The organism is Clostridium sp. BSD2780061688st1 H5, from assembly GCF_005845155.1.
Classification (GTDB): Bacteria; Bacillota; Clostridia; order Lachnospirales; family Lachnospiraceae; genus Claveliimonas; species Claveliimonas intestinigallinarum.
Window position 1 is genome coordinate 1 of the sequence record NZ_SPGT01000001.1, and the last position, 26,641, is coordinate 26,641.

Genomic DNA, 26,641 nt, shown 5'->3' on the forward strand with positions numbered 1-26,641 from the left:
TACCATGTGCAGGGAACGTACCGCTTAACTTTAGAGTTGATAAGTAGGGGATTTTTCTTGATAAAAACCGGAAGGATCATTGAAATGTTGATAACTACAATAGAAAAGCCCCGGGGTAAACCGGGGACTTTGTCTACAGTCTGAGGATCCGTCAAGCAGACGGATCCTCTCCCTTTATCTTCTTTTTTCTGATGTCTTATGTCCAAACCGTCGGGTCGTCAATCAAATCACTCTAAATATGTATGATTCCTCTCGTCCTATTTGCTCAGAGCGCTCTTTCCAAAGATCTTCTTATACTGAGAAACAAGGTAGAGCATCATCAGGATCGCGATGACTGCTGCCGCGAGAAGAAGTCCCATCATTGTGTATACAGCGGCTGCCTCTCCGATGGAGGTTGTCATGGCTGACACGATGTAGGGCAGGAAACAGCTTGCAAGTCCCATCCATGTGTAGTAGATACCAGTGTTCCTTCCCTTCGGTCCCGGGCACATCTCCTGGCGGATGCCAAGACCTGTCTGGAGAGCTCCGCCTGCCGCGAAGAAGCCCAAAAGAGCGATGGCCACGTAGATCACTGCCACGTTGCTCACAAGAAGAACGATGGCCAGAGCCACTGCTGTAAAGATGGAGTCGATCAGGACTACCTTCAGCGGGTTCCACTGCAGCTTGCCCATCATGACTGCCCAGAATACAACGGCGATGACAGAACCAACTGTGTAGATGGATGTCATACCTGCCGCCTGGGCCTCTGTCAGGCCGCAGTTGCTCATTCCAAAGGCCTTTGTGTACTGCTGCGCACCGTACATGATGAACATGCAGACAAAGCCGTAGAACATAGTGAAGAAGTTTACAAGCCCGCTTGGCTTTACAAGCATTTTGGCCTTGGCAGCCTCGATCTCAGCCTGAGCTGCGTTCTCTGTCTTTCCGTCTGCTGTCTTTACAGTCTCTTTCATCTGATCATCGTATGCAAACGGTGCGATCACTGCAAGCACAACCGCGATGATGGACATAACAAGCGGAATCCAGATGTTGATGTGCCAGCTGCCTGCTGCTGAGAACTGCACAGCCAGCAGCGGGTAAATGATACCTGACAGGGATACGAAGAATTTGATGCCGATCAGGGCACTTCCCGCATACCTCTGTTTTACGGACTCCTGTGCTGCCGGATAGAGGGATGCATCCCAGAAGCCGGATGTGGCTGCTCCTGACAGGAACGCGCAAACACATGCGATGGGGAAGCTTGCTGTGAACAGAAGTCCCGCAAAGCAGATGATGTAAAGCACGCCGCCTGCAACGGCCATTTTCTTACGTCCGATGCGGTCGGAGAACTCTCCGCCCAGCCATACAGTCAGCATTTTACCAAAGCCGGTGGCTGTGATCGCAAGGGATACGGCCGCCGCGCCTTCCACCGCGTCCGTGTACCCCCACTGGGTGTAGAAGTTTACCTGGTTCTGTGACAGGATGATGGCCTGGATACCATGTGTAAAGTAAGCCATGTACACCATTGCCAGTGATAAGATATACTTTTTCGCCTTCACTTCTCTTACTCCTTTTCTTGTTGAAACTATATTATTTTGCCTGCTCTGCCTGGAACCTGTTGTACTCGTCCAGCGGCATCTTCTTTCCTACAAAAAGCTCGTAGTTTACAACGCCCTGCTGCTGCAGCATGCCCACGCCGCCGACAGCCTTGCAGCCTGCCGCCTCTGCCTCCAGGATCATCTTTGTCTTCTCCGGGTTGTAGACAGTGTCAGCTACCACAAGATCCTTGCGGAACAGGGACTTGTCGATGAGTGTCACATCATCGTGGGGCTTCATGCCCATGATGGTGGCATTGACCACGATGTCGCAGCCCTTGACAGCCTCGGCCAGCTTCTCCTTGTCGTCCAGGTCATCTACTGTGACAACGCATTCCGGGCACTTCTCGGCCAGCTTGGCCTTTGTGCTCTCAGCTCTCGCATAGAAGTCGTCCTTGATGTTGAAGATATGTACTTCCTTTGCCCCCTCCAGCGCAAACTGTACCTGGATGGCTGTGGCAGCGCCGCCTGCTCCCAGAACAACAGCCTTTTTGCCTTTCACGTCAAAGCCGTGAAGGGCCAGGTTGTTCACAAAGCCGATGCCGTCTGTGATGTGTCCTGTGATGACGCCGTCGTCATTGACAAAGGTGTTGCAGGCTCCGATGATCTCCGCGGCCGGTGACAGCTTGTCCACCAGCTCCGCCGCGATGTTCTTGCATGGCATAGTAAAGTTTCCGCCACGCATCTTGAAAAGGCGGATGGCCTCAAACACCTTGGGCATCTGCTCAACTGTCACATCAAATGCCATGTAAGCGTAGTCCAGTCCGTCGTGCTGAAAGCTGAAGTTGTACATTGCCGGGGATCCTGAATGTCCCACCGGGCTTCCGAATAATGCCATCAGCCCCGTATGTCCAGAAATTCTTTTTTCCATGATCTTTTCCTCCTCAATCATTTTCGCGCCGCGCGCCTGTTTTTTGTCGCGCTTAGATCTGAATTGCAGCCGCATAGGCCTCTCTTGTGGCGTCCAGAGCTCTCCTTGCCCTTGTGGCGTCACCGATCACATAGACCTCCTGTCCAAGCTCCTCAAGCTGCTCGGCAAAAGGATTGTAGTTTCTGAAGCCCATGGAAAGGACAACAGAGTCAAAGCCTCTCACCTCGTGCTGTGTGCCGTCCGGAGACTCGTAAGCCACGCCGTCCTCGTAGAACTTGCACACCTTCGCGTTTGTGATCTGCTTGATGCCGTAGTTCTTGAAGTCCTCCATGAGGAATACTCTGTGCTCGTGGATCACGTCAGCGCCCACTGTGTCGCGGAATTCGATGACTGTCACATCATGCTCCTGCTCGCCTAAGAAGGCAGCTGTCTCGCAGCCTACCATGCCGCCGCCCACAACGAGGACTTTCTTGCCGGCAGCTCTCTTGCCGTCCAGAAGGTCGGAGCCGTGGATGATAGCCGGGTTGTCGATTCCCTCGATGGGAAGGATCAGTGTGCGGGATCCTGTTGCCACGATCACTGCGTCCGGCTTCTCGGCCTTCACAAAGTCAAGGTCAACGGTTGTATTCTTGTGGATCTTTACGCCTGTCTTCTCACATCTTACGATGTAGCTGCGGATCATGTTTGTGATATCGCCTTTTCCCGGCGGGTAAGCGGCCAGTCTCATATTTCCGCCAAGCTTGTCAGAGCTCTCATAGAGGGATACATCGTGTCCTCTCTGGGCTGCGATAAATGCCGCGCACATGCCGGCCACACCGCCTCCGATTACCATGACCTTCTTGGATTTTTCTGCCTTTTTCAGGCCCTCTGCCTCGTGTCCCAGGAAGGGGTTCACCAGACAGCAGATCGGCTCGCCCTTGTACATGTTTGCCACACATCCCTGGAGACATGCGATACAGGGGAACATATCCTCCAGATCATCGTTCATAGCCTTCTCCGGCATGTGGGGATCTGCCAGTGACTGACGGCCAAATGCCACCAGATCCGCGCGTCCCTCTCTCACCATCAGCTCCGCAAAGTATGGCTCTGTGTAGCGGCCTACTGTGATGACCGGGATGGATACGGCCTTCTTGATCTCTGTTACAAGGTCAGCGGAAAATCCAGCGTGTACAGCTGTGGGCGCCCACATATACTCATCCTTGATGTGAACGGCACGGGATACGTGAAGTCCCTCCACGCCGCAGTCCTCAAGGTATGCTGCGATTGCCGCGCTGTCGTGCACGTCATCTCCGCCCTCAACCTCGTCAGAGCTGTTGATACGCGCCAGAATGGCAACCTTTCCGCCCACTCTCTTCTTTACTTCCTCTACGATCAGGCGGGGGAAGCGCATTCTGTTCTCGAAATTGCCGCCGAACTCGTCGGTACGCTTGTTGGTTCTCGGTGAAATGAAGGAGTTTACCAGATAGCCGTGAGCCATGTGGATCTCAACGGCGTCAGCTCCGCCCTTCATGGCGCGCTCAGCCGCGTCACCGTATCCCTTTACAAGCTCATACACCTTCTCTGTGGGCACCTCTACCGGTGTGTCCTTTCCATATACAGAGGGGATGGCGGAAGCTGCCTCGATGGGAGCGCCTGCGTTTACCGCATTTCCCTCCGGGCCTGCGTTCTGCAGCTGGATGGAAACCTTTGCCCCCTCAGCGTGACAGGCATCTGTGATCTTCTTTAAGCTCTCGATGCTGTTGTCATCGTAGAGACAGGGCTTTCTCGGGCCGCCCTTTGCGTTGTTGTGCACAACTGTGGCCTCAATGGTGATCAGGCCGAACTGTCCCTTTGCCCTCTCTGAGTAGTAAGCTACGGACTGGTCACTCCAGGTTCCGTCTGTGTTGGCGAAGTTGTTGCCCATGGGCGGAACAACGAAACGGTTTTTTACTGTCATAGGCCCGATCTGGATCGGGGAGAACATTGTCTTAAATTTCATATCTTTTTCCTCACTCTCAGCCATTCATATTTTCACTTTGCGGTTTTCTGACAGGTTCTTGTCAATCCTGTCTTATTTTTAACACTTTTTGGCTGCGCACATCGGACTTACCTTTCCGATTGCACGTAACCTCGATATTTTACCACACAAGTCAAAAAGATAAGTCCGAATGTCCGCGTTAGAAAATTTACTCTCTATTAATCTTCAACCATTTCCGGCCATGCCTCTTTTAACACCTTCTCTGTGTTCTCATATGTATAGGCAGCGGCCTCCTTCAGCCCTCTTGACAGGATCTCGTCGGAGATAACCTCCACGCCGATCACCTTCGGGTCTACTCCGGCATCCTTGATCATCTTCACAAATCCTGCCGTGTCCTTTGCGCCTGTTCCGGGAGCCAGACGGTCGTGCATGGACTCGTCTCTTAAGATGGATTTTGCATACGGTCTGTCGTAAGCGTCGTTGATCTGGATGGAGATTACTTTCTTTGCCATCTCCTCTGTCAGGATGTCGTATGGCTGGTCTGCTCTTACCCAGTGCCATGTATCCAGGATCATGTAAGCGTTCTCAGCGCCGGAAGCCTTCACAACATCCCATGCCTTCTTCAGATCCGGGATTCCGCTGTAGGGCATTGGCTCAACGCCGATGATTCTCTTGCCGGCTCTCTGGCAGAGCTCTTTTAACTTCTGTGCTGTGTGCTCTACGGAATATGTCTCCATCAGTCCGCAGTTGATGTGGTTCACACCGAACAGATCGCACATGTGGAAGCAGATCTGCTCTTTGTACTTCTGCTCGTAGGATCGGTTGTCCTCTGCCCACATTGTGATGTACTCGACCTCAGTTACCTTCATTCCATGCTTGTCAAGAATTGCCAGGATGTCCTCATCATGCAGCCCTTCTGCGAGCGCGTCCACATATGTCTCTGCGCGGAGGCCGATGCCCTCGTATCCCGCCTCTTTTGAAGCGATAACGCGGTCTTCAAATTTGCACTGGTCACCTAATGTCCATGAGCTGACTGTGATTGGATTTTTCTTTGACATAGTTTTTTCTCCTTCCGTTGTTAAAATTGAACACTTCACTTACTTTTTCCAGGTTCAATCTTGTGATATTTACTATGCCCTTATTATATTCTATTGTTAAAATAAAAACAAATTCATAATGTAATACGAATTCATAGAAAACATTTATAGTTTATGATAAAATATATCCAATACGTACATACACAGGAGGAACCCTGATGAACCTATATCATTTGCGGTATTTTGTAACACTTGCTCATCTGGAGCACTATACAAAGGCGGCGGAGCTTCTGTCCATCACTCAGCCAAGCCTCAGCCACGCCATCTCGTCCCTGGAGAACGAGCTGGGAGTTAAGCTGTTTGAAAAGGAGGGGCGCAATGTGGTCCTGACCAAGTGCGGCCGGGCCTTTCTGGAGGATGTGGAGCAGTCCTTAAGTATTTTGGACTCCAGCGTGAACAAGCTCCAGATGACAGGCAGCGGCGAGGGGCAGATCGACATAGCCGTGCTGCGCACGCTGAGCACCCAGCTTGTGCCCGGCCTTGTGCGGAACTACATAAAGGAACACCCGAAGCAGAACATTGATTTCCGCTTTCACAACTCCACCGGTCTTACGCCGGACATGATCGAGGGGCTGAAAAGCCGGAAATACGACATCGCTTTCTGCTCCAAGATGGAGAACGAACCCTCCATTGAATTCGTCCCCGTAGCCAGGCAGGAGCTGGTGCTGATCGTACCCAACGGCCATCCGCTGTGCAGCCGGGACGAGATCGACCTGGCAGACACACTGCCCTACCCGCACATCGGCTTTTCCAGGCGCAGCGGCCTGCGCCCCATCATTGACAAGCTGTTCAAGGAGTGCAAGGGACATCCGCAGTATGTCTACGAAGTGGAGGAGGATCAGGCCGTGGCGGGCCTTGTGTCCGCCGGCTTCGGCATCGCCGTGGTGCCCCACATGGCTCTCCTCTCCTACATGCCTGTCCAGATCATCCGCATCGCCAATCCCACCTGGGAGCGGATTTTCTACATGTGCAGCCTGAAGGACGTGTACCAGGCGCCGGCCATCAACGACTTCAAGGCATTTGTCAAGCGCCACGCGGTGGTGTAGTGAAACGATTAAACGGGGACGTAATACTTTTCAAAAGTGTTACGTCTCATTTTAAGTTAACTGGTGTATAATTGTGTTAACTCGCAATTATATTGTCGCATATTTCTTCTCACACACCGAAATTAATCTGTCAAAAAAAGCGAGGGTCTCTTCCGCAAAATGCGGGAAAACCCTCGCTTTTTCTGTTTTAGCTGTCAAGTGCTGTATAGATTCTGTCCAATCTGTGATACACAATTACGCACCAGTTGGTTTAATTCCAGACGTAACACTTTTGAAAAGTATTACGTCTCCAATTACGTCGCTAGCTCCACGGCTTCGCGTTGTGCTCTGCCTTACCCTTGCGCATCATCAGGTCGTAGACCGCCTCCTTCGCGTTTTTTCCCTCGAAGAGAATGGCATTGACCTGCTCGATGATAGGAAGATCCACGCCGTACTTCTTTCCCAGAGCCACAGCGGCTTTTGTGGAGTAGACACCCTCCACCACCATCTTCACCTCGTCCATGGCCTCCTGCATGGTCTTGCCCTGTCCCATCAGGTAACCCGCCTTCCGATTCCGGCTGTGGACACTGGCACAGGTCACGATCAGATCGCCGATGCCGGTCAGCCCCATAAAGCTCTCCAGGGCTCCGCCCATCTTCACGCCCAGCCGCGCAATCTCGTGAATGCCTCTTGTAATGAGGGCTGCCTTTGTGTTGTCCCCGTAGCCCAGGCCGTCGGCCATTCCAGCCGCCAGAGCGATGACATTTTTCAGGGAGCCGCCCAGCTCAATGCCCAAAATGTCCGGGCTTGTGTACACACGGAACACCTCGTTCATGAACATCTTCTGGAGGTACTCGGCTGTCTCCTTCGTCTTTGCGCCCACTACCACGCTTGTGGGGATCATCCGTCCCACCTCCTCCGCGTGGCTGGGTCCGGAGAGGACCGCCACGTTGGCCTGGGGGATCTCCTCCTCGATCTGCTCGGAGAGGGTCATGAGCGTGGACTCCTCAATGCCCTTTGCCACATTTACGAGAAGTTGTCCTTCCTTAATAAAGGGACACATGTTCCTGGCCGTACTCCTCGTAAAGGTAGAGGGCACTGCCAGGACAACGAAATCCTTGTCCGTCACGGTCTTCTCCATGTCTGTGGTAAATTCCATATCCTCCGGGATCTTCACGCCCGGGAGCTTGCTCTTGTGCTCTCTCTCCCGGGAGAGCATCTCCACCTCCTCCGCATTGATAGACCAGACAGTCACCTCATGTCCGTTCTTGTGGAGGAGAAGCGAGAGGGCTGTCCCCCAGCTTCCAGCTCCCATAATCCCAACTTTTGCCATAATCTTCCTCCTTCCCGGCCTGCCCGCCCATCCCGGCGGGGACAGAGCCGTATGATCTCTTTATAATGACGGCTCACTGGACCGTTACTATCCGCTCCTTATGATTTGCTCTTTCCCACGCTCAGCTTGTTCTCTGTCCCGTTCATCAGCCGGCCGATATTGGCCCTGTGCTTGTAAAAGGCAGAGACAACCACAAGCGCAGCCAGCACATACATCTCCACAAGATGGCTTCCATCCACATGAAATCCGCCCATCTGTCCGTACACCACCACGCAGATAAAATATGTAACCACAACCACAAGGGAACCCACAGACACATACTTTGTGGCTGCCACGCTGGCAAGAAATACAGCCAGGCAGATCAGCATGATCCAGATATTCCAGGTGGTGATGATAATGCCGGCCGTGACCGCAATGCCCTTGCCGCCTTTAAACTTCATATAGAAAGGATAATTGTGTCCCAAGATGGCTCCAAGGCCCGCGTACTGGGACAGCACCGGCATAATGTCGCCGTATGTGTCCCCGAAGATCAGTCGGACCACAAGAACCGCGAACACGCACTTGAGACAGTCCCCCAGGAGGGTGATGACTCCCGCCTTCCATCCCATAGTCCGCAGGGCGTTGGTTGTCCCCGCGTTTCCGCTGCCCTTTGTCCGTATATCAATATGCTGTGTCTTTCCGTACAGATATCCGGTCTGGATCAGCCCAAAGGCATATCCAATGACCAGACAAATGACTCGTTCTATCATGATTACTGCTCCTTCTCCTTCCGCTGGCGGATAAAGAATTTAAGAGACGTCCCCTTAAATCCAAAGGCCTCCCGGATTTTATTTTCCAGATACCTGGTGTATGAAAAATGCATCAGCTCCTTGTCATTGACAAAGATGACAAAGGTGGGGGGCTTCACCGCCACCTGGGTAATATAGAAGAGCTTCAGCCTCTTTCCCTTGTCCGAGGGGGGCTGCTGCATGGCCACAGCCTCCATCATGATCTCGTTGAGGACTCCCGTGGCCACCCGGAGGTTCTGGTTCTGGATCACCATGTCGATCTTCTCAAACAGCTTCGGAAGCCTCTGCCCGCTCTTGGCTGACACGTACATGATCTCCGCGTAGGGCATAAAGGAGAGAACCTGGCGCACCTTGTTCTCATACTCACGCATAGTCTTGTCATTTTTCTCAATGGCATCCCACTTGTTCACCACAATGATGATACCCTTGCCTCTCTCGTGGGCAATGCCCGCGATCTTGGCATCCTGCTCCGTGACTCCCTCTGTGGCGTCGATGACCACCAGGACCACGTCCGCCCGCTCCACAGCTGTCACGGTGCGGATGATACTGTACCGCTCCAGCTCCTCCTTGATCTTGTTCTTCCGGCGAAGTCCCGCTGTGTCGATAAACACATACTCCTTCCCGTCGTGGACCACCTCCGTGTCAATGGCGTCCCTGGTAGTGCCGGCGATATCCGACACGATCACTCTCTGCTCTCCAAGGAGCTTGTTGATGATGGAAGATTTCCCCACATTGGGCTTCCCGACGATGGCCACCCTGGGCCGCTCGTCCTCCTCCTCTTCCCCTGCATGCTCCGGGAAATGGGCGATCAGGGCGTCCAGCATATCTCCCAGCCCCAGCCTGGAGGAGGCGGAGATGGGAACCGGATCCCCGATGCCAAGATTGTAGAACTCATAGACATCAGGCATGAATTTGTCAAAATTGTCCACTTTGTTCACCACAAGCACAATCGGCTTTCCGGATCTGCGCAGCATGTCCGCCACCTTGGCGTCCGCGTCCTGCAGCCCCTGCCGCACATCCGTGAGAAAGATGATGACATCCGCCGTGTCTATGGCGATCTGCGCCTGCTCCCGCATCTGGGAGAGGATAATATCCTTGCTCTCCGGCTCAATTCCCCCTGTGTCGATCAGCGTAAATTCCCGGTCAAGCCATGACACATCCGCGTAAATCCGGTCCCGGGTCACGCCCGGCGTGTCCTTTACGATGGAGATCTTCTCACCGGCCAGCACGTTAAATAGAGTGGATTTTCCCACATTTGGCCGCCCCACGACGGCCACCACTGGTTTGCTCATATTGCTCTCCTTTTCCTGCTATTTCTTATCTGCTCCCCGGCCGCCGGGCGGCCGGTTTTCTTATCGTTGTCTCAGCACGGCATCAATAAAATCCTGCCCGCTTGATTTTACAATATCTATCTCGGATTGTAAAGCATCTTTCAGCTCCTCAAGGGTCATGTCATCCAGGAAAACCTCCTCCTGGCTGCGGAACATATTGCAGGGCAGAAGCAGTGCCTTCCCCAGTCTCTTCCCCGCCAGCTGCTCCTTCAGATCCTGCCCCGTGATAAGCCCTGCCACTGTGATCCTCTCCCCGAAAAACCGGTTCTCGATCTGGTAGGTGTGGACCACTGTCCCGGGATACCTGCTCTGGAGCTTCTGTGCCATACCGCAAATAAGAGGGTAGGCCAGCTTGCCCGTGGCCACGGACACTTCCCTGGGAAGGTCATCTCCTGGCAGCCTCTCAAAGGCCTCCTGAAACTCGTTTTCCAGAAGCCGCATCATCCCCACGCCGTTTTCCAGCTGCAGGTAACCGTCATACCGCTCCTCCGGGGGCATGTCCTCTCCGGCCAAAAGATACCACTCATCTCCCGCATGGATAAAATGTGTGCCCCACCTTTCGTACAGCTCATCCTGCCAGCGGCGGATCACCGCCAGCACCTGCCTGGCGTCCTCGGGGGTGAAGGGCTCTAAGGGAAAGAGTCCCTCCCTGTACTTTGTAAGGCCCACCGGCACCACGGACACACTCTGCAGATAGGGCAGGTAGCCGGCCAGATCCCGGATGGTCCTCTCCAGCTCCTCCCCGTCGTTGATGCCCCGGCAGAGGACGATCTGGCCGTTCATCTCGATCCCCGCCTCATACAGCCTGTCCACCTTCTTCAGCGCCTCCCCGGCAAACCGGTTGTGGAGCATCTGACAGCGGAGCTCCGGATTGGTCGTGTGGAAAGAAATGTTGATGGGCTCCAGGTGATACCGGATGATCCTGTCAATATCGTGGTCGCTCATATTGGTCAGAGTCACATAGTTTCCCTGCAGGAAGGAGAGTCTGGAATCATCATCCTTGAAGTAGAGGGTATCTCTCATTCCCTCCGGCATCTGGTCGATAAAGCAGAAAATACATTTGTTCCTGCAGGAGCGGTACTCATCCATGAGCCCCTGCTCGAACTCGATGCCCAGATCCTCCTCATAGTCCTTCTCGATCTCCAGCTCCCACTCCTCGCCGTCCGGCTTCTCTATGGTGAGCACAAGCTCCTCGTCATTGACGAAAAAGTGATAGTCAAAGACATCCTCCACCTCCTGACCGTTGATGGACACAAGGATGTCCCCCTTCTCTATGCCCAGCTCATCTGCTATGCTGCCGGGCTCTATGCTCTTGATAACATGTCTGTGTGCCATATACAATACCTCTGCAATTTCTGATCTAATAAAGTATAACATATTTTGACCGATTAGTTGACCATTTTACCATAAAAGTGCTATAAATAATAGAGGAAAAATATATATGACTGGAGGAACCTATGTCAGATTTAAAAGTACTTGAGCATGCCTTGCCTGTAGCTCCCTTAAAGATCGCGGCTCTCGAGAGCTGCACGGAGCTGGGCCAAAAGGTAAATGACTATATCGTCCAATTCCGGAAGGACACCTCAAAGGAGACGCTCAGCTCTCCCGTCTTTTCTTCCTATCAGATGGACAACTATCTCATCGAGTGCCGCTGCCCCCGTTTTGGGAGCGGAGAGGCAAAGGGTACCATCAGGGAGACGGTCCGGGGCAAGGATCTCTTTGTAATGGTGGATGTGTGCAACTACAGCCTGACCTACTCTGTAAACGGCCATCTGAACCACATGTCACCGGATGACCACTATCAGGATCTGAAGCGCATCATCTCAGCCGCCAACGGGAAGGCACACAGGGTCAATGTGCTGATGCCCTTCTTATATGAAAGCCGCCAGCACAAGCGCACCAAGCGGGAGTCCCTGGACTGCGCCATGGCCCTGCGGGAGCTGGTGGACATGGGCGTGTCCAACATCATGACCTTTGACGCCCACGATCCCCGGGTGCAGAACGCCATCCCTCTCATCGGATTTGACAACTTCAATCCCCCCTACCAGTTCATGAAGGCGCTGCTCCGCGCAGAACCAGAACTGAAGGTGGACAAGGAGCACCTGATGATCGTCAGCCCGGACGAGGGAGCCATGCACAGGGCTGTCTACTTCTCCAACGTACTCGGAGTGGAGATGGGCATGTTCTACAAACGGCGGGATTACTCTACCATCGTGAACGGCAAAAATCCCATTGTGGCCCACGAATTCCTTGGCTCCGACGTCAGGGGCAAGGATCTCATCGTCGTGGATGACATGATCTCCTCCGGCGAGAGCATGCTGGACGTGGCAAAGCAGCTGAAGGACAGAGGGGCTGCCAGAGTCTTCGTCTGCACCACCTTCGGCCTTTTCACCAACGGTATGGAGATCTTCGACGACTACTACAACAAGGGCTACATCGACCGCCTGATCACCACCAACCTGACCTATCTGCCGCCCGAGACACTGAACAAGCCATATTTCGTCGTGGCGGACATGAGTAAATTCATCGCGCTGATCATCGATTCCATGAACCACGACATCTCCATCGGAGCTGTCCTGGATCCCACAAAGAGGATCCACGCGCTGATGGAAAAGCATAAAAAGAAGCTGGCTGAAAAAAAATAAATGTGCCAGCCCGCAAAAAGCTCCCGGCTGCGAACGGATCCTGTTCACAGCCGGGAGCTTTTATTCGCTTTTTTCACTTTTACTCCTGTGCCGGCGCAAGCCTTTCACGCACAGCCTCGTAGGCCCTGTCAAAATCCGGGTCCTCTTTTCCTGTGCTCCTTGCAATCTCGTGTCTTTCCCCGCTTCTGTCCGTGAGGAACAGGGCTTTCTCCCCGCCTCTTCCGAGTCCCACCTCCACCTTATCCATGTCACTCAGGCGGTAGATAAAGACATCCGACCGGAAAGAGAGGACAAACTCTCTCGTCACCAGCAGGCGAAAGGCAGGTATTTCCACCGCGTCAGGCGCGATCAGCTGATTAAAAAAATCCGCCTTGTCCTCAATCCCTGACAGCTTTGCGCCAAGGGCCCGCTGGTTTCTCACGTTCAGCACGGCCAGCAGGACTCCGGCCACAGCCAGAACCGCCCCGATGACCGGGCTGTTGAAGACAGCGATAAGGGCTGCCGCCAGAAGACTGATCCAGATGATCATCCCCGTCCGCAGACTCCTGGCCCTCTCCTCTATAAAATCATAATACTTCTGCTCTCCCGCAGTCTGTATTGCCATCCTGTAAGCCTCCGTATCCTTGTTCTTCTGTACAGTGCGGGTACGGTCTAGCGGATCCGCTCCGGAAATCCCACTTTCTTCTGCACCTTGCGCAGCGTCTTATTGGCGTAGTAGCCGGCCTTCTCCGCATTTTCCTTGATAATACCGTCAATGTATGCCTTGTCCTTTGTGAGTCTTGCGGCCTCCTCCTGGAGAGGCTTCAGAACAGAGACAACAGACTCGCCCACAGCCATCTTGAAATCGCCGTAGCCCTTTCCGTCAAATTCCTTCACTACCTCCTCCGGCGTCTTTCCGGTGCAGGCGCTGTAGATGTTGATCAGGTTCTTGACGCCCGGCTGCTCATCCCTATAGAGGATCTGAGCCTCGGAGTCCGTCACGGCCCGCTTGCATTTGCGCATGATCGTGTCCGGATCATCCATCAGGTAAATGCTGGCGTTGGGGTTCTCATCCGACTTGGACATCTTCTTTGCAGGATCCTGAAGGCTCATGATCTTGGCCCCCACTTTTCCAATATAGGCCTCCGGAATGGTGAATACGTCCCCGTAAATATTGTTAAATCTCTCAGCGATATCTCTCGTCAGCTCAAGATGCTGCTTCTGATCTACTCCCACAGGCACAACGTCTGCCTGATAGAGCAGGATGTCCGCCGCCATCAGCACCGGGTAAGTGAAAAGCCCGGCGTTGATATTGTCCGCATGCTTGGCCGCCTTGTCCTTGAACTGGGTCATCCGGTTCAGCTCGCCCATGTAGGTAAAGCAGTTCAGGATCCAGGCCAGCTCCGCGTGTCCGGACACATGAGACTGGTAGTAGATACAGTTCTTCTTCGGATCCAGACCGGCCGCGATGTAGAGGATGAGGAGCGCTCTGGCTCTCTTCCTCAGAGTCGCCGGGTCCTGGCGCACAGTGATAGAGTGCATGTCCACCACGCTGTAGAAGCACTCGTACTCGTCACTCAGTGTGACCCAGTTCTTCAGTGCTCCCAGATAGTTTCCAAGGGTCAGGTTTCCTGTCGCCTGCATCCCGCTGAATAATACTTTCTTGTCATTGATCATGTCTGTATCCTCCAATGTATTTTTCAATTTCTATGATCGGCTATTTCGCCCAGGGCTCTACCTTGTCTTTGTAGTACACCACATTTTCGGACAAAATATGAAATTCACCATTCTCCCAGACCACCTCTGTGACCGCACAGTTTTTGTGCACCCCTGTGCCCCAGTACCGGGAGAGGGGATCCTTTCTGATGTAGCAGAGCAGTCCCGCCAGGGCCGCGCCGTGGGTGGCGACCAGGATCTGCTTGTCCGCGTACTGGGGATTTCGCGCCAGATCCTCCAGGAACTCCCCCGTCCTGTCTCTGACCTGTCCGAAATCCTCTCCGCCCGCCGGGGCCCTGTACTTATCCGGCCCGTCAAAAAAGCGGTGGAATTCCTCCGGCAGCTCCCATCCATCGCTGGAGCAGCACTTCCCCTCATACTCCCCAAAGGACATCTCCTCGATCCGGGGCTCCTCTATAATCGGGACGTCTCTTCCCTCCAGGATGATCTGCGCCGTCTCCTTGGCCCTGGAAAGAGGGCTTGTAAAGCACAGGTCAAAGTGTATGTCTGCCAGGCCCTTGGCCGTCTCCCTGGCCAGGTGCCTTCCAAACTCATTGAGGGGAATATCCGACTGTCCCTGTATCTTTCTCGCTTTATTCCAGTCCGTCTCTCCGTGGCGGACAATGTATAGTTTCATCTGTCATGCCTCCTCAGCTTCGCTTCGCGCGGCCACTCCCTACGCCGTGCCGTACACTTCGGTGAGCTTCGCTCCCCTCAGTGTCACGGGCTTCGCCCTATGAAAATAAAAAGCGGCAGCCTCGCCTGCAAGCAGCCGGCCTGCCGTTTTTTCTTTTCGCACGGCTCAGTACCTACCGACATATTATACCATGCCCGCACAGCGGCCATGGGCCTCCGGCGGATGCGCAGCGGATTTCTGCGGTTCCGCAGAAACCGCATTATGCGCAGGTATAATAATCACGATGTGATTATTATACCACACCTCTGCTGTTTTTCCATAGAAAATCGGTGAAAAAAGTGGTAGACTGAAGTGTAGGGCTGTTTTGGAGCGCTCTTCTGCCTGGCAATGGCATAAGAAGGCGCCTGCTGTATCCGGCCCTCAAGGACAAAACGATTTGGAAAGGATGATTTCGACATGGAAAAGATCACGAGTTTTACCATTGACCACATAAAGCTGGTTCCGGGCGTGTATGTGTCCAGAAAGGACATGGCGGGGAACTGCGTGGTAACCACCTTTGACCTGCGCATGACAAGCCCCAACGACGAGCCCGTCATGAACACGGCGGAGGTGCACACCATCGAACACCTGGGCGCCACCTTCCTGCGGAACGACCCGGACTACAAAGACAGGGTGCTGTACTTTGGCCCCATGGGCTGCCGCACCGGCTTCTACCTGCTGCTAGCCGGCGACTACGAGTCAAAGGACATCATCCCCCTCATGAAGAGCATGTTCGCCTTTATCGCAGGCTACGAGGGAGAAGTCCCCGGGGCATCCCCGAAGGACTGCGGCAATTATCTGGACATGAACCTTCCCATGGCCAAATACCTGGCGGGCAGGTATTTAAAAGAAGTGCTGGAAGGCATCACAGAGGAGAGGCTGGTCTACCCGGAGTAGGCCGCCTGTCCATTACTCCCATAAAAAACAGCGAAGAGAGGCCGAAAACAGCCTCTCTTTTTCTATTATACCACTGAGTATGTTACTCTTTCTACCAGTTCCAGCTCTTCTCCCCTTTGTGGGAATTCTCCCTTTTCCCGCTGTCCTGCCCCGGCTTCCACTTCCTGTTGTAGGGAAAGTCCTTTTTCAGCACCACATTCCTGATGTAAGCGTAGGTCTTCTCCTCCCCATCCCGGGCCAGCCGCTTCAGAAGATCGTGGAGAAGCTCCGCTGTCTCAGAGTGGATCATCTTCCCCAGCATAGCTGCCCCCTGCTCGTAGTACTGCAGCGGGTGCCAGTCCTCGTATTTATCCCTCTGGTAGGTCTTGGAGGCCGAGATCCGATCCACGAACATCTCCGCCACATACCGGGCCGGCATCTTCATACCGATGATCCCATCCTCTTTTTTCATTCCGTAATCGATCCAGTATTCATAGTGATGCTTGTTCCGCCCCTTGTGGTGTAGCCAGGCGGAGGAGTATCCCTTTGCCTCCCTCTCCGCGTTGTTGGGGCTCCTCGTTCCCTGGTAATACCTGCATCCCACCAGGAACTCAGTGGGCGAGTACTTGGACATGTCGTGGAGCAGTCCCTGCCTGTACAGCCCCAGCTTAAAGCATCCCTTCATGACAAGGATCTTGTGGTGAGTGATCGTGCGAAAATGTCTCCATGCCTTCATCTTTGTCATACTTCCTTCTCAAAATACTTCCGTCTTCACAATACTTCCGTCTTCACAATACTTCCGCCCCTGTCACCGCACATACCTGATCAGGCAGAGCAGGAGCAGGTGGGCCGGGTAAAATATATAGAAAAAATATTTCATGCCACGGCCCTTTTTCCCGTTGTAGAGAGCAATGGGGATCACAGCCAGCGCCCCGAAGCGCTGCACCGCCGACTGCCACAGGAAATTCCAGGCGCCGGCCAGGGCCAGGCCGGCCCAGGGCCTCGCCCTCCCTATATAGAAGATCAGCACAAGTAGGACGCCCCGAAAGCCGTAGTCCGCTCCGAGAGCCTCCGCAAACCACATAGCGATAAAGATCTCCAGGATGCGCTCCGGCCACTCTCTGCTGCGCTCCAGCACCGCCATCAGAGCCACGCTGATAAAGAGGGTAAAAAACACATTCTGCCTCTGGGGATACCAGACTGTCTGGAAAAAGGCCAGATCAAAGGGGATTTCCGACAAAAGTGCGAAGATCCCCAGTCTTGCAAGATATCTGTATCTATCCCTTGTATGGAAAAATCCCTCCGCCAAAAGAAAGGCAAATATGGGAAAGGCCAGCCTTCCGATGCGGATCAGATTTTCCTCCCCGGGAAAAAGTATCCTCCCCGTGTGATCCGCCGCCATGCAGAGGATGGCAACACACTTCAGAGAAAAGGAGTCAAACACAGAGGCTCTCTGAAGCAGCGCCCGGAGAAGCTCCTTGATCTTTGTCCTCTCCATCTCCTACCGCCCTGTGAAGACGGCGATGGTCCTGTCTTTGAGAAGCGCCTCCCTCTGGTTTTCCAGCGGCTCCTCCTCCGCCAGGATGCCCTCCTTTGTGTCCGCGGCCAGATACCACTTCTTCCCTTTTGGGAGGGCCGGAAGGGCAAACTCATGCTCCAGCCAGTGCATATTGTAGGCCACAAAGCAGTCCTCATCTCCGGCCATCTTGCCGCAGTAATAGACTCCCAGCTGGCGGCTGGACACCTCCGACGGGGTCTGCCACGCGTAGGCGCCGTGGTAGGAAACATCGGGCACGCCACAGCTGATCTGATCCATGCCCAGCAGCTCCTTCTCCTGGGAGAGCACCGGGTGGGCTTTGCGCAGGGCGATCAGCTCCTTCACAAAGGAGAAGAGCTTTTTCTCACGCTCCAGGCGGCTCCAGTCCAGCCAGCCTGTGGGATTGTCCTGACAGTAGGCGTTGTTGTTCCCCTTCTGGGTGTTGGCGAACTCATCGCCGGCCAGAATGCAGGGAGTTCCCTGAGCCAGCAGCACGAGGAAGAAGGCGTTCCTTCTCTGCCCCTCCCGGAGGGCCATGACCGCCTTTTTCCTGCTTGGGCCCTCCGCCCCGCAGTTCCAGCTGTAATTGTAGTCCGGTCCATCCTGGTTGTTCTCACCGTTGGCCTCATTGTGCTTGGCGTCGTAGGAGACAAGGTCGTTCAGGGTAAACCCGTTCTGGTTGGCGATATAATTGTAGAACCCTTCCGCGCCTGCCTGACGGCGAAGCCAGTAGATCACATCGCCCACCATCCCCTCGTCCCCCTTCAGGAAACGGCGCATCACATTCTGAAATCCGGTCTGGTGCTTTAAGAGCTTCAGGCCCCGCAGCATGGGGTCGCTGTACACTCCTTCCACAGGAGTCACGTCAGGATTGAGGATGAAACCGTCCACGTGGTACTCCAGCATATAGTGGCGCAGACAGGCTTCCATAAGGATCCTGGGCGTGTTCCCCTCAAATGGCATCTCCAGGATCACCTCGATTCCCGCCTTATGGCAGGTCTTGACCATGTCCTTCAGCTCAGTCACCGGGTCCCCCGCCGCGTAGGCCGCCTTGGGCGCAAAATAGCAGCCAGGGCCATAGCCCCAGTAGTTTACGTACTTGGGGGAGGGCATAAACTCGTACACCGGCATGCAGTGGATCTGGTTGATCCCCAGCTCCAGCATATAGGGGATCTTCTCCACAACGCCGGCAAAGGTGCCCTTGTGCTTTACGCGGGAAGACGCGTGTTTTGTAAACCCTCTCACATGGAGACTGTAGGCCACCACTCTGTGCATGGGTATGCAGGGCCGCTTATCCCCCTCCCAGTCGTAGTCGTCCACATAGAGGACGCCCCGGACCGGTCGCCTCGTCTGAGCGGTGTCATCCAGCGTCTCGTGAAACTTCTCTGTCCCGGAAAGCTTCCTGGCATAGGGATCCACGATCATCTCCTCTCCGATCCGGTAGCAGTACTCGTACTCCTGCGCCGGGAAATCCTCCAGAGCCAGAAAACGCACGGTCCCCGTCTCCTCCCTGCGGGGCATGTCAAAGCACAGTGCAGGCTCTTTTTCTCCCTTTTTGTAGAGCAGGAGCTCACACGTCTTCTCCGGCGGCGCCTCCACCGCGAAATTAACCTTGTTCTCTCGTACCTCCGCCCCAAGCGGCAAAGGTTTCCCCTCTTTTTTTGTCATTGTCCATCCTTCCTGCTGCCTCTACTGCCAGCCGTCTGCTCCATACATTTCCACGTTGTCCTTTGTGATCATGTCAATGATCTCCACATAGTTTTCCTTCTCATAGTCCTCACCGTTCAGGATCGCCAGAGCCACCTCCACAGCTGTCTTTCCCATATTGATGGGGGACTGGGCGGCCGTACCGGCAATCTGTGTGTCGGATTTCAAAAGCTCCTTTTTAATATCCGGGGAACCGTCCACGCCGTAGATGATCACATTGTCCAGCCCCAGCAGATTGACTGCGGTCTGGGCTCCAACGGCGATCTGATCGTTGCCGCACATGATGGCGGTCACATCCGGGTGCTCCTCCAGGGCAGACTGCGCCACCTCGAGGGATTTCTCAAATTTCCCGTCCGTGTTCTCCCGGGCCACAACCTCAAAGCCCGGATCCGCATTGGAGATAACCTCCTCAAAGCCGGTGATCCTGTCATTGATGGAGTTCTGGGTGGGGCATTCCAGGATCAGCACCTTCCCGCCCTCCGGGCAGCGCTCCAGCAGGGCCTGTCCGCAGATCCGGCCTGCCTCCACATTGTCTGACCCCACGTAGGCGTCCACATAATCCATCTCCTTCACCTGGGTGTCCACATTGATGATCTTCACCCCGGCCTCCTTAAGAGCCTGCAGGGAGGGTGTGATGCTCTCCCAGTTCACAGGGCTTAAGAAAATGGCGTCTATTCCGTCATCGATCATCTGCTGGATCTGGGACGCCTGGGTGTCCGCGTCGGTTCCCGGATCCATGGTGATCAGCTCATCTCCTCTCTCTGTCAGGGCCTCCCGGATGGAATTCTCCAGAGTGATAAAATAAGGATTTTCCATGTCAATGGCGCTGAAGCCAAATGTATATCCTTCCTCCTCAGCCTGTCCGTCCTCTTCCTCCCCGTCTTCGTCTTCCTCCTGCACCGGGTTGTCCTCCGGACTTCCCACATTCTTCTTGCAGCCTGCCGCCGACAGGACACAGACAAGGATCATGGCAAGGACAGCCATGAACTTTCGGTTTTTCATATATGCTCCTCCTTAATGTCATCGCTTTGATTTCATACTTAGTTAGTATTTTACAACATTTTACACCGTTTGACCAGTCCCGTATCGCACGGATATGTCTCGTGATATGTCTTGCTTTTGCAGCCGCTCTCTGGTAGAGTAAAGACAGAGGAACTCTCTGAAAACAGGAAAAAGCAAAAGGAGAAAATGATCATGAGAGAACAGCAGAATGAAGAGATCACGGTAACACTGACACTGGACAACGACGAAGTGCTTGAGTGTGCCGTCCTCACCATCTACGAGGCAGGCGGACGTCAGTACATCGCTCTCCTTCCGCTGGATGAAAACGGGGAAGAAGAGGGGGATGTGTACATCTACCGCTACATTGAGACAGACCCGGAAAATCCGGATCTGGAGAACATCGAGGACGATGAGGAGTACGAAATCGCAGCCGACGCCTTTGACGAGTGGCTGGACGAGCAGGAATTCGAGGAAGATCTGGACGCCTTCTAGGCGTCCTTCTTCTTTTTTCGGCGAAGCAGAAGCTCCTCCACGAACCGGGAAGGATCCGCGTCCTTTCCGTTTTTTGTCTTCACGTAGGTGATGACCAGCTTCTCCCTGGCCCTTGTCATGGCCACGTAGAACATCCGCCTCTCCTCCTCAAGCTCCTCCTCAAGCTTTGCCTTCCGGTAGGGAGTCACGCCCTCGTTGGCGCCCAGGATAAAAACTGTGTCAAACTCCAGCCCTTTGGCGCTGTGCATGGTCATGAGGGAAATGCCCTCGCGGCGCTCATCGCTCCTTTGCCTCTGCTGCTCCCGCAGATTTCTCCCGTATTCGTCGGTATAGCGGAACCACTCCTCCATTGTCTGGAAATCCTTTGTGCTCTCCTGGATCTGCTCCAATATCTCGAAGAGCTCCTCCTCCCCTGTGCGCCGGGCCTTCGCCCACTCCCGGAGGTAGTCGTTGTACCCGATCCTCTTGCGGATGTACTGGACAGCCGCATAGGGAGTTTTTCGCTCCATCATCCGGATATCCCACTCAAACTGGTCGATGCGGTCCTGCATCCAGTCCTTATCACAGTAGAATTTCCGCAGGTCCTCAAAGGAGACGTCTCCCCTCTCCATGCTCTCCCGGCTGATATAGCGCTTGGGGCAGTTGGCGATATCCAGGAAATATTTCCTGTCCCGCTTCCCGCAGGCCAGCTCCATGTAGCTGCGGATATTTCTCCCGATGAAGTGCTCGAACACATTGCGCACATAGTCCCGCATGGAAAAGGGCAGCCGCCGCTCCATCAGCTGTCCCGCCAGGATGCCGGCGTCCATGTTGGTCCGGAAGAGAACAGCCATGTCTTTTATGGCCACTCCCTCCTCCATCCTCTTCTGTATGGCAAAGATAATGTACCTTGCCTCCTCCGTGGGATCCCTCACCTCCTGGACATGGACCGGCGCCCCCTTTTCCTTGACTGTGCACAGCTTCTTTGGATACCGCTTTTTGTTGTGCTCAATGACCCGGACCGCCCCCTTCAGGATGTAGGAGGTACACCGGTAGTTCACATCCAGAAGGATTTTCCTTGTCTCCGGATAATCCTTTGGAAAGCCCAGCATGATCCCCGGCCTGGCGCCCCGGAACTGGTAGATGGACTGGTCGTCGTCCCCCACCACAAAGAGGTTGTTCTCCGGCAGAGCCAGCATCCGGAGCACCTCGTACTGAACCCGGTTCACATCCTGGAACTCATCCACCAGGATGTAGCGGAATTTCTTCTGCCACCGCTCCAGTATGTCCGGCCTTGTCTTAAAAAGCTTCCAGCACAGGAGCAGCATGTCGTCAAAGTCGATCTTTTTCATCTGCTTCTTCTTCGCCTCGTAAAGCCTGCATATGTCCTGGAAATGCCGTGGGCTGACCTGAGACTCGTAGTCCGCAAGCCTGATCCCGCTGTTCTTCACCTTCCCCATCTCTGAGAGAAGCCTCTCCATATAGTCCTTCTCGTCCTCTATCTCCATGTCCGGGCTCATCTGGGGCAGGGTCAGGATCTGCCGCAGCAGCTCCCGCTTCTCCTCCTCAGCCAGGATGTTGGCTGAGGTGAGTCCGTAGGCCCACTTCAGGATACCATAATAGATTCCGTGAAAAGTGCCGAAGGTGACGGGCAGCCTCCTGCCGGCCATAAGGCCCTCGAACCGCTCCTTCATCTGCCGGGCCGCGTATCTGGTAAAAGTAATGACCAGAATTTCTTCTGGCCTTACTCTGCATTTCTCTATTAAATACTTAATCCTCGCCGCAATGGTGAGTGTCTTGCCGGAGCCGGGTCCCGCCAGGACCATACAGGGTCCCTCCCTGTGGCAGGCCGCCTCCTGCTGGGCCTTGTTAAGCTGCATTTCCTACCTCGCTTCCAGCTTTTCAATTCCTCTGCGGATACGGGCCAGAGACTCCTCTTTTCCCAGAACCTCCATGATCTCTGTGGCTCCTCCCGGAGTGCTCTGCTTGCCGGACACGGCTGTCCGCAGCGGCCACATCACATAGCCGATCTTGACGCCCTTCTCGTCCACATAGGACTTCAGCGTGGCGTAGAGGGCATCGTTGCTGTAATCCTCCTGGCTCTCAAGGAGAGGCAGTGTCTCCCGCAGCACCTCCAGAGAGGTCTCCTCGTTGGTCTTCATCTTCTTGTGGCAGTACATGGAGGTGTCGTACTCCGGAAGCTCCTCAAAGAAATCAATATGATCCTTTATATCCGGGAAGATCTCGATCCTCGTCTTCACGAGGGCGGCGATCTTCTTCAGGTCCATATCCCTGGTGATGACCTCCCTGATGTAGGGCTCTGCCATCTCGTAGAATTTGTCAAAATCCATGGCCTTCAGGTACTCGCTGTTCATCCACTTCAGCTTCTGAACATCAAACACGGCCGGGGACTTGCTCATATGGCGGTAGTCGAAGACCTTCACCAGCTCCTCCAGGGAGAAGATCTCCTGGGTCCCCTCCGGGCACCAGCCAAGCAGGGCCACGTAGTTGACGATGGCCTCTGACACAAAGCCCTGATCCAGCAGGTCCTCGTAGGAGGAATGGCCACACCGCTTGCTCAGCTTCTTGTGGTTCTCGTCCGTGATCAGCGGGCAGTGCACGTACACCGGCACATCCCAGCCGAAGGCCTCATAGATGCGGTTGTACTTGGGAGCGGAGGACAGGTACTCATTCCCCCTTACCACATGGGTGATCCCCATCAGATGGTCGTCCACCACGTTGGCGAAGTTGTAGGTGGGATACCCGTCTGACTTGATCAGGATCATGTCGTCCAGCTCCTCATTGGGCACTGTGATGTCCCCGTAGATTTCATCATGGAAGGTAGTCGTCCCCTCCGTTGGCATGTTGATGCGGATCACATAGGGCTTGCCGGCCGCCAGATTAGCCTCAATCTCCTCTTTGCTCAGATGGAGGCAGTGCTTGTCGTAGACCACGATCTCCGTGCCGTCGCCGGACACCTTGCTCTTTAAGGACTCCAGCCTCTCCTTGTCGCAGAAGCAGTAGTAGGCGTCCCCCTGCTCGATGAGCTGCTTGGCGTACTTCAGATAGAGGCCGGAAGCATTTCTCTCGCTCTGCACGTAGGGGCCCACCCCTCCGTCCTTGTCCGGCCCCTCGTCGTGGACAAGTCCTGTCTTCTCAAGTGTTCTGTATATGATATCCAGAGCCCCCTCCATGAAGCGCTCCTGGTCCGTATCCTCGATCCGGAGGATAAAGTCACCTCCCTCGTGCTTTGCGATCAGATACGCGTAGAGCGCAGTCCGCAGATTGCCCACATGCATCCTGCCTGTGGGGCTCGGTGCAAATCTTGTTCTTACTTTACTCATTGTCTCTCTCCATTTCTGTGATTATTTCTCCCAGCGCGTCATCCACCCGGCTCTGCCAGAAGATGTCCGCGTCCTTGTTGGAGAAGTGGTCTTCTCCGTCTATGACGATCAGCTTCTCCCCCTCATAGTAGCCGGTGAGCTGGCTGCAGAGGAAGGATTTCAGATTGGTCCCAAGCACAAGGAGCACATCCGCCTTCTGCATCTCAGTGGCGGCCCTGGTGATGACCTGGTTGTCCACCATCTCCCCGAAGAGGATGACGTCCGGCCTCACCGCCTGCCCGCATGTCTCGCACAGGGGAATTCTGTCCGTGTTCCTTATGTATTCTACAGGATACTCTCTGCCGCAATGAGGACAGTAATTTCTGAAAATGCTGCCGTGCAGCTCAATGACATTGCTGCAGCCCGCCCGGCTGGGAAGGTGGAACAGCCTTCTTGTGATGATGGTCTGAAAGATACCGGCCTGCTCCAGCCTGGCCATCTCATAATACCCCTTTCCGGGCGGTATGTCTACTGCCGAGAGGATTTCATTCCTGTAAAATTCATAAAACTGCTGCTTCCGGGTAGAAAAGAAGGCGCTGGAAAAGATCTCCTCGGCGGAGTACCCGTACTTTTCTTCAATGGCATAGGACTCTCCTCCGTCCCGCACCACCGGGTAGCCGCTCTCCTCCAGCATGCCCCGTCCGCTCAGCACCACTGTGTATCTGCTCTCCCTGAGCATCCCGTAAATCGTTCCCGCAATAGCTGACATAGTCTCCGCCTCCTTTTTGTCCTTCTATATCCATACCATAAAAGGATTATAACATACCTTATTGTACCACACTTAATTTATGACAATCAAGCCTCTTTGGAGGCTCTGCGGAGCTTCCATCTCTTTTTCCAGTACCGGGGCTGGAAAAATTCTCTGGGGATGGAGACGATGAACACAATGCCAAGGACGATGGCAAAGGCCACCTTCACCGCGCCAAGCCCCCGCTGGGCCGCCTCCCCCAGCTGGTTTGTCACCAGATAGTAGGCCGTGTAGTACACCCCCGCCCCGGGCACCAGGGGAAAAATACCGGATATCATAAAGATGGTGATAGGACATTTCAGCCGCACAGTCAGGATCCGGGAGATGAGCACCACCACCAGGGCCCCGAAAAAGGACGCCACAGCCGCCGAGGTTCCCTGTACTGCCAGACAGTACACCATCCAGCCCATGGCCCCCGTCAGCCCGCAGCTCAGATAGAAGCGCCTGGGCACGTTGAACATGACCGCGAAGCCGATAGTGCCGAAAAAGGCACAGAAAAAATTCAAAAGCACATCCTGCACAACACTCATCATATGCCCGCTCCTCCCATGATATTTGTGTAGACTCCCAGCGTAAAGCCGACGCCGATGGCAATGTAGACGAAGACGAGGAGAGCGTCTATCATCCGCACTGTACCCGACAGAAAGTCACTGTCCGCAATGTCCCGGATGGCGTTTGTGAAGGCCATCCCCGGCACCAGGGGCATGATGCCGCTGATGATCATGCCGTCCAGATGAAGGATCCCCGGAAAGAAATGCCGGAACAGGAGGGCCAGGAATGTGATGAGGGCCCCACCCACAATGTTGACGATGATCTTGGACATGTGAAACCGCTTGGACGTCAGGACCCACACGTACAGGAGACAGCCTATGAGGAAGGCCGCCAGGCTGTCCGTCACGCCCGCCCCCAGAAGAAATCCAAAGCAGCCGCTGCCCATGCCCGCGGCCAGGATCTGGAAGTATCCCTTTGTGGGCGGGATCTGCTCGATTTCCCTGAGCCGCGCAAAGGCCTCGTCAATCCCCACAAGCCCGGCTGAGATCTCCCGGGACAGGGCGTTCACCTCCGCCACGATCCCCAGGTGGGAGGAGGACAGCGGAATATGCTTCACCCTTGTGTAGGTGTCCCCGTCGCCGATCTTGATACTGACAATGATGGCGTGGCTGAGGGTAAAAGTGTCCACATCCTCCACGTGGAAGCGGCTGCATATATATTTGATCGTCTCCTCCACACGGAAAATCTCGCCGCCGTTCTTCAGGAGGATACGCCCCGCCTCCAGAGCCAGATCCAGCACTCTCTTGGGATCCGCCTCGGTCCTTAAGTCCTTTTTCAGATAGACCATGTCTGTCAGCAGGATGCCATCATCCCAGATGGGCTCCCTGTAATTGGCCGTAAAAAAACCGGGCACGATGTGGGAGTGGACAAAGCCGCAGTGCTGGTAAAAGCGGATCGTCTTCTCCGTGTTCCCGGTCCCCACATACATGGTGTCGCACTGATAGCTGTATTTCTCGCACACATAGTGGACAAGGGCCGTGCCATACCCCCTGCCCTGAGCCTCCTCCCTGGTGGCCAGGTTCTTCAGCTCACATTTTCTTTTCCCAATCTGACAGACAACACAGACAGACTGCACCTGCCCCTGGTCATCGTATAACGCAAACATATCCCCGGAGTCCAGATACTTCTCTATCATGTCCTCCTGGGGATCTGCCAGCATCAGTAAATCGAGAAATGCAGTCTTCTGCAGTGTAACCTGTTGAATTTCCATCCCTTTTTCCATCCCTCTATCCGCTGTTTCCATTTACAAGTTCAGCCTATTATAACACCATCCTTTCAAAAATGACAGAGGAATTTTGGACTGTTCTTACACAAAAACAATAGCAAAAGAGGAGGCGGCGTCCCGGCATACCAGACGCTGCCTCCTCTCCTTATAC

General features: G+C 54.4%; 24 protein-coding genes. 4 read left to right on the forward strand and 20 right to left on the reverse strand.

Going from position 1 to position 26,641, the window contains the following annotated elements:
* Positions 1-257 precede the first annotated feature (257 nt).
* From FGQ86_RS00005 to FGQ86_RS00020, 4 genes are all read right to left on the reverse strand, one after another.
* The gene (locus FGQ86_RS00005) at positions 258-1,535 is read right to left on the reverse strand and encodes an MFS transporter (RefSeq protein ID WP_138302661.1); all 1,278 of its coding nucleotides are present in this window, start codon (positions 1,533-1,535) and stop codon (positions 258-260) included.
* A gap of 31 nt (positions 1,536-1,566) precedes the next feature.
* Entirely contained in the window at positions 1,567-2,442 is an 876-nt protein-coding gene (locus FGQ86_RS00010; protein WP_033124638.1) for a shikimate dehydrogenase, read from the reverse strand.
* 52 nt (positions 2,443-2,494) lie between these two features.
* Positions 2,495-4,420, reverse strand: a complete 1,926-nt coding sequence (locus FGQ86_RS00015) for an FAD-dependent oxidoreductase (protein ID WP_138302662.1) — start codon at positions 4,418-4,420, stop codon at positions 2,495-2,497.
* Positions 4,421-4,617: 197 nt separating this feature from the next.
* The gene (locus FGQ86_RS00020) at positions 4,618-5,457 is read right to left on the reverse strand and encodes a sugar phosphate isomerase/epimerase (RefSeq protein ID WP_033124556.1); all 840 of its coding nucleotides are present in this window, start codon (positions 5,455-5,457) and stop codon (positions 4,618-4,620) included.
* Positions 5,458-5,654: 197 nt separating this feature from the next.
* Here FGQ86_RS00020 and FGQ86_RS00025 point away from each other — a divergent pair, with 197 nt between their 5' ends.
* Complete coding sequence (locus FGQ86_RS00025) at positions 5,655-6,542, forward strand: LysR family transcriptional regulator (RefSeq protein ID WP_138302663.1); 888 nt, start codon at positions 5,655-5,657, stop codon at positions 6,540-6,542.
* Between the two features lie 301 nt (positions 6,543-6,843).
* Here FGQ86_RS00025 and FGQ86_RS00030 read toward each other — a convergent pair whose 3' ends face one another.
* The 4 genes from FGQ86_RS00030 to FGQ86_RS00045 are packed head-to-tail and all read right to left on the reverse strand — an operon-like array spanning position 6,844 to position 11,308.
* A complete protein-coding gene (locus FGQ86_RS00030; protein WP_255349843.1) occupies positions 6,844-7,899 on the reverse strand; it encodes an NAD(P)H-dependent glycerol-3-phosphate dehydrogenase in 1,056 nt (351 codons plus the stop codon).
* Between the two features lie 53 nt (positions 7,900-7,952).
* A complete protein-coding gene (plsY, locus tag FGQ86_RS00035; protein ID WP_207742228.1) occupies positions 7,953-8,603 on the reverse strand; it encodes a glycerol-3-phosphate 1-O-acyltransferase PlsY in 651 nt (216 codons plus the stop codon).
* Positions 8,604-8,605: 2 nt separating this feature from the next.
* Complete coding sequence (gene der, locus FGQ86_RS00040) at positions 8,606-9,934, reverse strand: ribosome biogenesis GTPase Der (protein ID WP_033124553.1); 1,329 nt, start codon at positions 9,932-9,934, stop codon at positions 8,606-8,608.
* Positions 9,935-9,994: 60 nt separating this feature from the next.
* On the reverse strand, positions 9,995-11,308 hold the full coding sequence (locus FGQ86_RS00045) for a DUF512 domain-containing protein (RefSeq protein ID WP_138302664.1): 1,314 nt from the start codon (positions 11,306-11,308) through the stop codon (positions 9,995-9,997).
* 122 nt (positions 11,309-11,430) lie between these two features.
* On the opposite strand from FGQ86_RS00045, the gene FGQ86_RS00050 reads away from it, so the two are divergent.
* Entirely contained in the window at positions 11,431-12,618 is a 1,188-nt protein-coding gene (locus FGQ86_RS00050) for a ribose-phosphate pyrophosphokinase (protein ID WP_033124551.1), read from the forward strand.
* A 79-nt stretch (positions 12,619-12,697) separates the two neighbouring features.
* Here the strand turns inward: FGQ86_RS00050 and FGQ86_RS00055 are convergent, their stop codons facing one another.
* Genes FGQ86_RS00055 through FGQ86_RS00065 form a run of 3 tightly spaced genes read right to left on the reverse strand, consistent with a single transcriptional unit; the run spans position 12,698 to position 14,950 of the window.
* Positions 12,698-13,222 carry a hypothetical protein gene (locus FGQ86_RS00055; RefSeq protein ID WP_033124550.1) on the reverse strand — a complete coding sequence of 175 codons (525 nt, stop codon included), beginning with the start codon at positions 13,220-13,222 and terminating at the stop codon, positions 12,698-12,700.
* Between the two features lie 47 nt (positions 13,223-13,269).
* Positions 13,270-14,274 carry a tryptophan--tRNA ligase gene (trpS, locus tag FGQ86_RS00060; protein WP_033124549.1) on the reverse strand — a complete coding sequence of 335 codons (1,005 nt, stop codon included), beginning with the start codon at positions 14,272-14,274 and terminating at the stop codon, positions 13,270-13,272.
* Between the two features lie 40 nt (positions 14,275-14,314).
* A complete protein-coding gene (locus FGQ86_RS00065) occupies positions 14,315-14,950 on the reverse strand; it encodes a histidine phosphatase family protein (protein WP_138302665.1) in 636 nt (211 codons plus the stop codon).
* Between the two features lie 456 nt (positions 14,951-15,406).
* On the opposite strand from FGQ86_RS00065, the gene FGQ86_RS00070 reads away from it, so the two are divergent.
* On the forward strand, positions 15,407-15,886 hold the full coding sequence (locus FGQ86_RS00070) for an S-ribosylhomocysteine lyase (RefSeq protein ID WP_033124547.1): 480 nt from the start codon (positions 15,407-15,409) through the stop codon (positions 15,884-15,886).
* A gap of 91 nt (positions 15,887-15,977) precedes the next feature.
* Here FGQ86_RS00070 and FGQ86_RS00075 read toward each other — a convergent pair whose 3' ends face one another.
* From FGQ86_RS00075 to FGQ86_RS00090, 4 genes are all read right to left on the reverse strand, one after another.
* A complete protein-coding gene (locus tag FGQ86_RS00075; protein WP_242842796.1) occupies positions 15,978-16,601 on the reverse strand; it encodes a DUF5662 family protein in 624 nt (207 codons plus the stop codon).
* Between the two features lie 72 nt (positions 16,602-16,673).
* Entirely contained in the window at positions 16,674-17,363 is a 690-nt protein-coding gene (locus tag FGQ86_RS00080; RefSeq protein ID WP_138302666.1) for a TraX family protein, read from the reverse strand.
* A gap of 3 nt (positions 17,364-17,366) precedes the next feature.
* Positions 17,367-19,070, reverse strand: a complete 1,704-nt coding sequence (locus tag FGQ86_RS00085; protein WP_138302667.1) for an alpha-amylase family glycosyl hydrolase — start codon at positions 19,068-19,070, stop codon at positions 17,367-17,369.
* A gap of 21 nt (positions 19,071-19,091) precedes the next feature.
* Complete coding sequence (locus FGQ86_RS00090) at positions 19,092-20,111, reverse strand: sugar ABC transporter substrate-binding protein (RefSeq protein WP_033124545.1); 1,020 nt, start codon at positions 20,109-20,111, stop codon at positions 19,092-19,094.
* A 192-nt stretch (positions 20,112-20,303) separates the two neighbouring features.
* On the opposite strand from FGQ86_RS00090, the gene FGQ86_RS00095 reads away from it, so the two are divergent.
* Positions 20,304-20,603, forward strand: a complete 300-nt coding sequence (locus FGQ86_RS00095; RefSeq protein WP_226394164.1) for a DUF1292 domain-containing protein — start codon at positions 20,304-20,306, stop codon at positions 20,601-20,603.
* Here the strand turns inward: FGQ86_RS00095 and FGQ86_RS00100 are convergent.
* The 5 genes from FGQ86_RS00100 to FGQ86_RS00120 form a co-directional block, all read right to left on the reverse strand.
* The gene (locus FGQ86_RS00100) at positions 20,600-22,462 is read right to left on the reverse strand and encodes an ATP-dependent helicase (protein WP_138302668.1); all 1,863 of its coding nucleotides are present in this window, start codon (positions 22,460-22,462) and stop codon (positions 20,600-20,602) included. The two genes, FGQ86_RS00095 and FGQ86_RS00100, sit on opposite strands and share 4 nt — an antisense overlap.
* Before the next feature lie 3 nt (positions 22,463-22,465).
* Positions 22,466-23,926, reverse strand: a complete 1,461-nt coding sequence (gltX, locus tag FGQ86_RS00105) for a glutamate--tRNA ligase (RefSeq protein ID WP_138302669.1) — start codon at positions 23,924-23,926, stop codon at positions 22,466-22,468.
* Entirely contained in the window at positions 23,919-24,674 is a 756-nt protein-coding gene (locus FGQ86_RS00110; protein ID WP_243127111.1) for a Sir2 family NAD-dependent protein deacetylase, read from the reverse strand. The genes gltX and FGQ86_RS00110 overlap by 8 nt, the downstream gene beginning before the upstream one ends.
* A gap of 86 nt (positions 24,675-24,760) precedes the next feature.
* Entirely contained in the window at positions 24,761-25,246 is a 486-nt protein-coding gene (locus FGQ86_RS00115) for a threonine/serine exporter family protein (protein WP_243127112.1), read from the reverse strand.
* Positions 25,243-26,475 (reverse strand): GNAT family N-acetyltransferase, encoded by a 1,233-nt coding sequence (locus FGQ86_RS00120; RefSeq protein WP_138302670.1) that lies wholly within the window; start codon positions 26,473-26,475, stop codon positions 25,243-25,245. Before FGQ86_RS00120 ends, FGQ86_RS00115 begins: the two co-directional genes overlap by 4 nt.
* Positions 26,476-26,641: the final 166 nt, after the last annotated feature.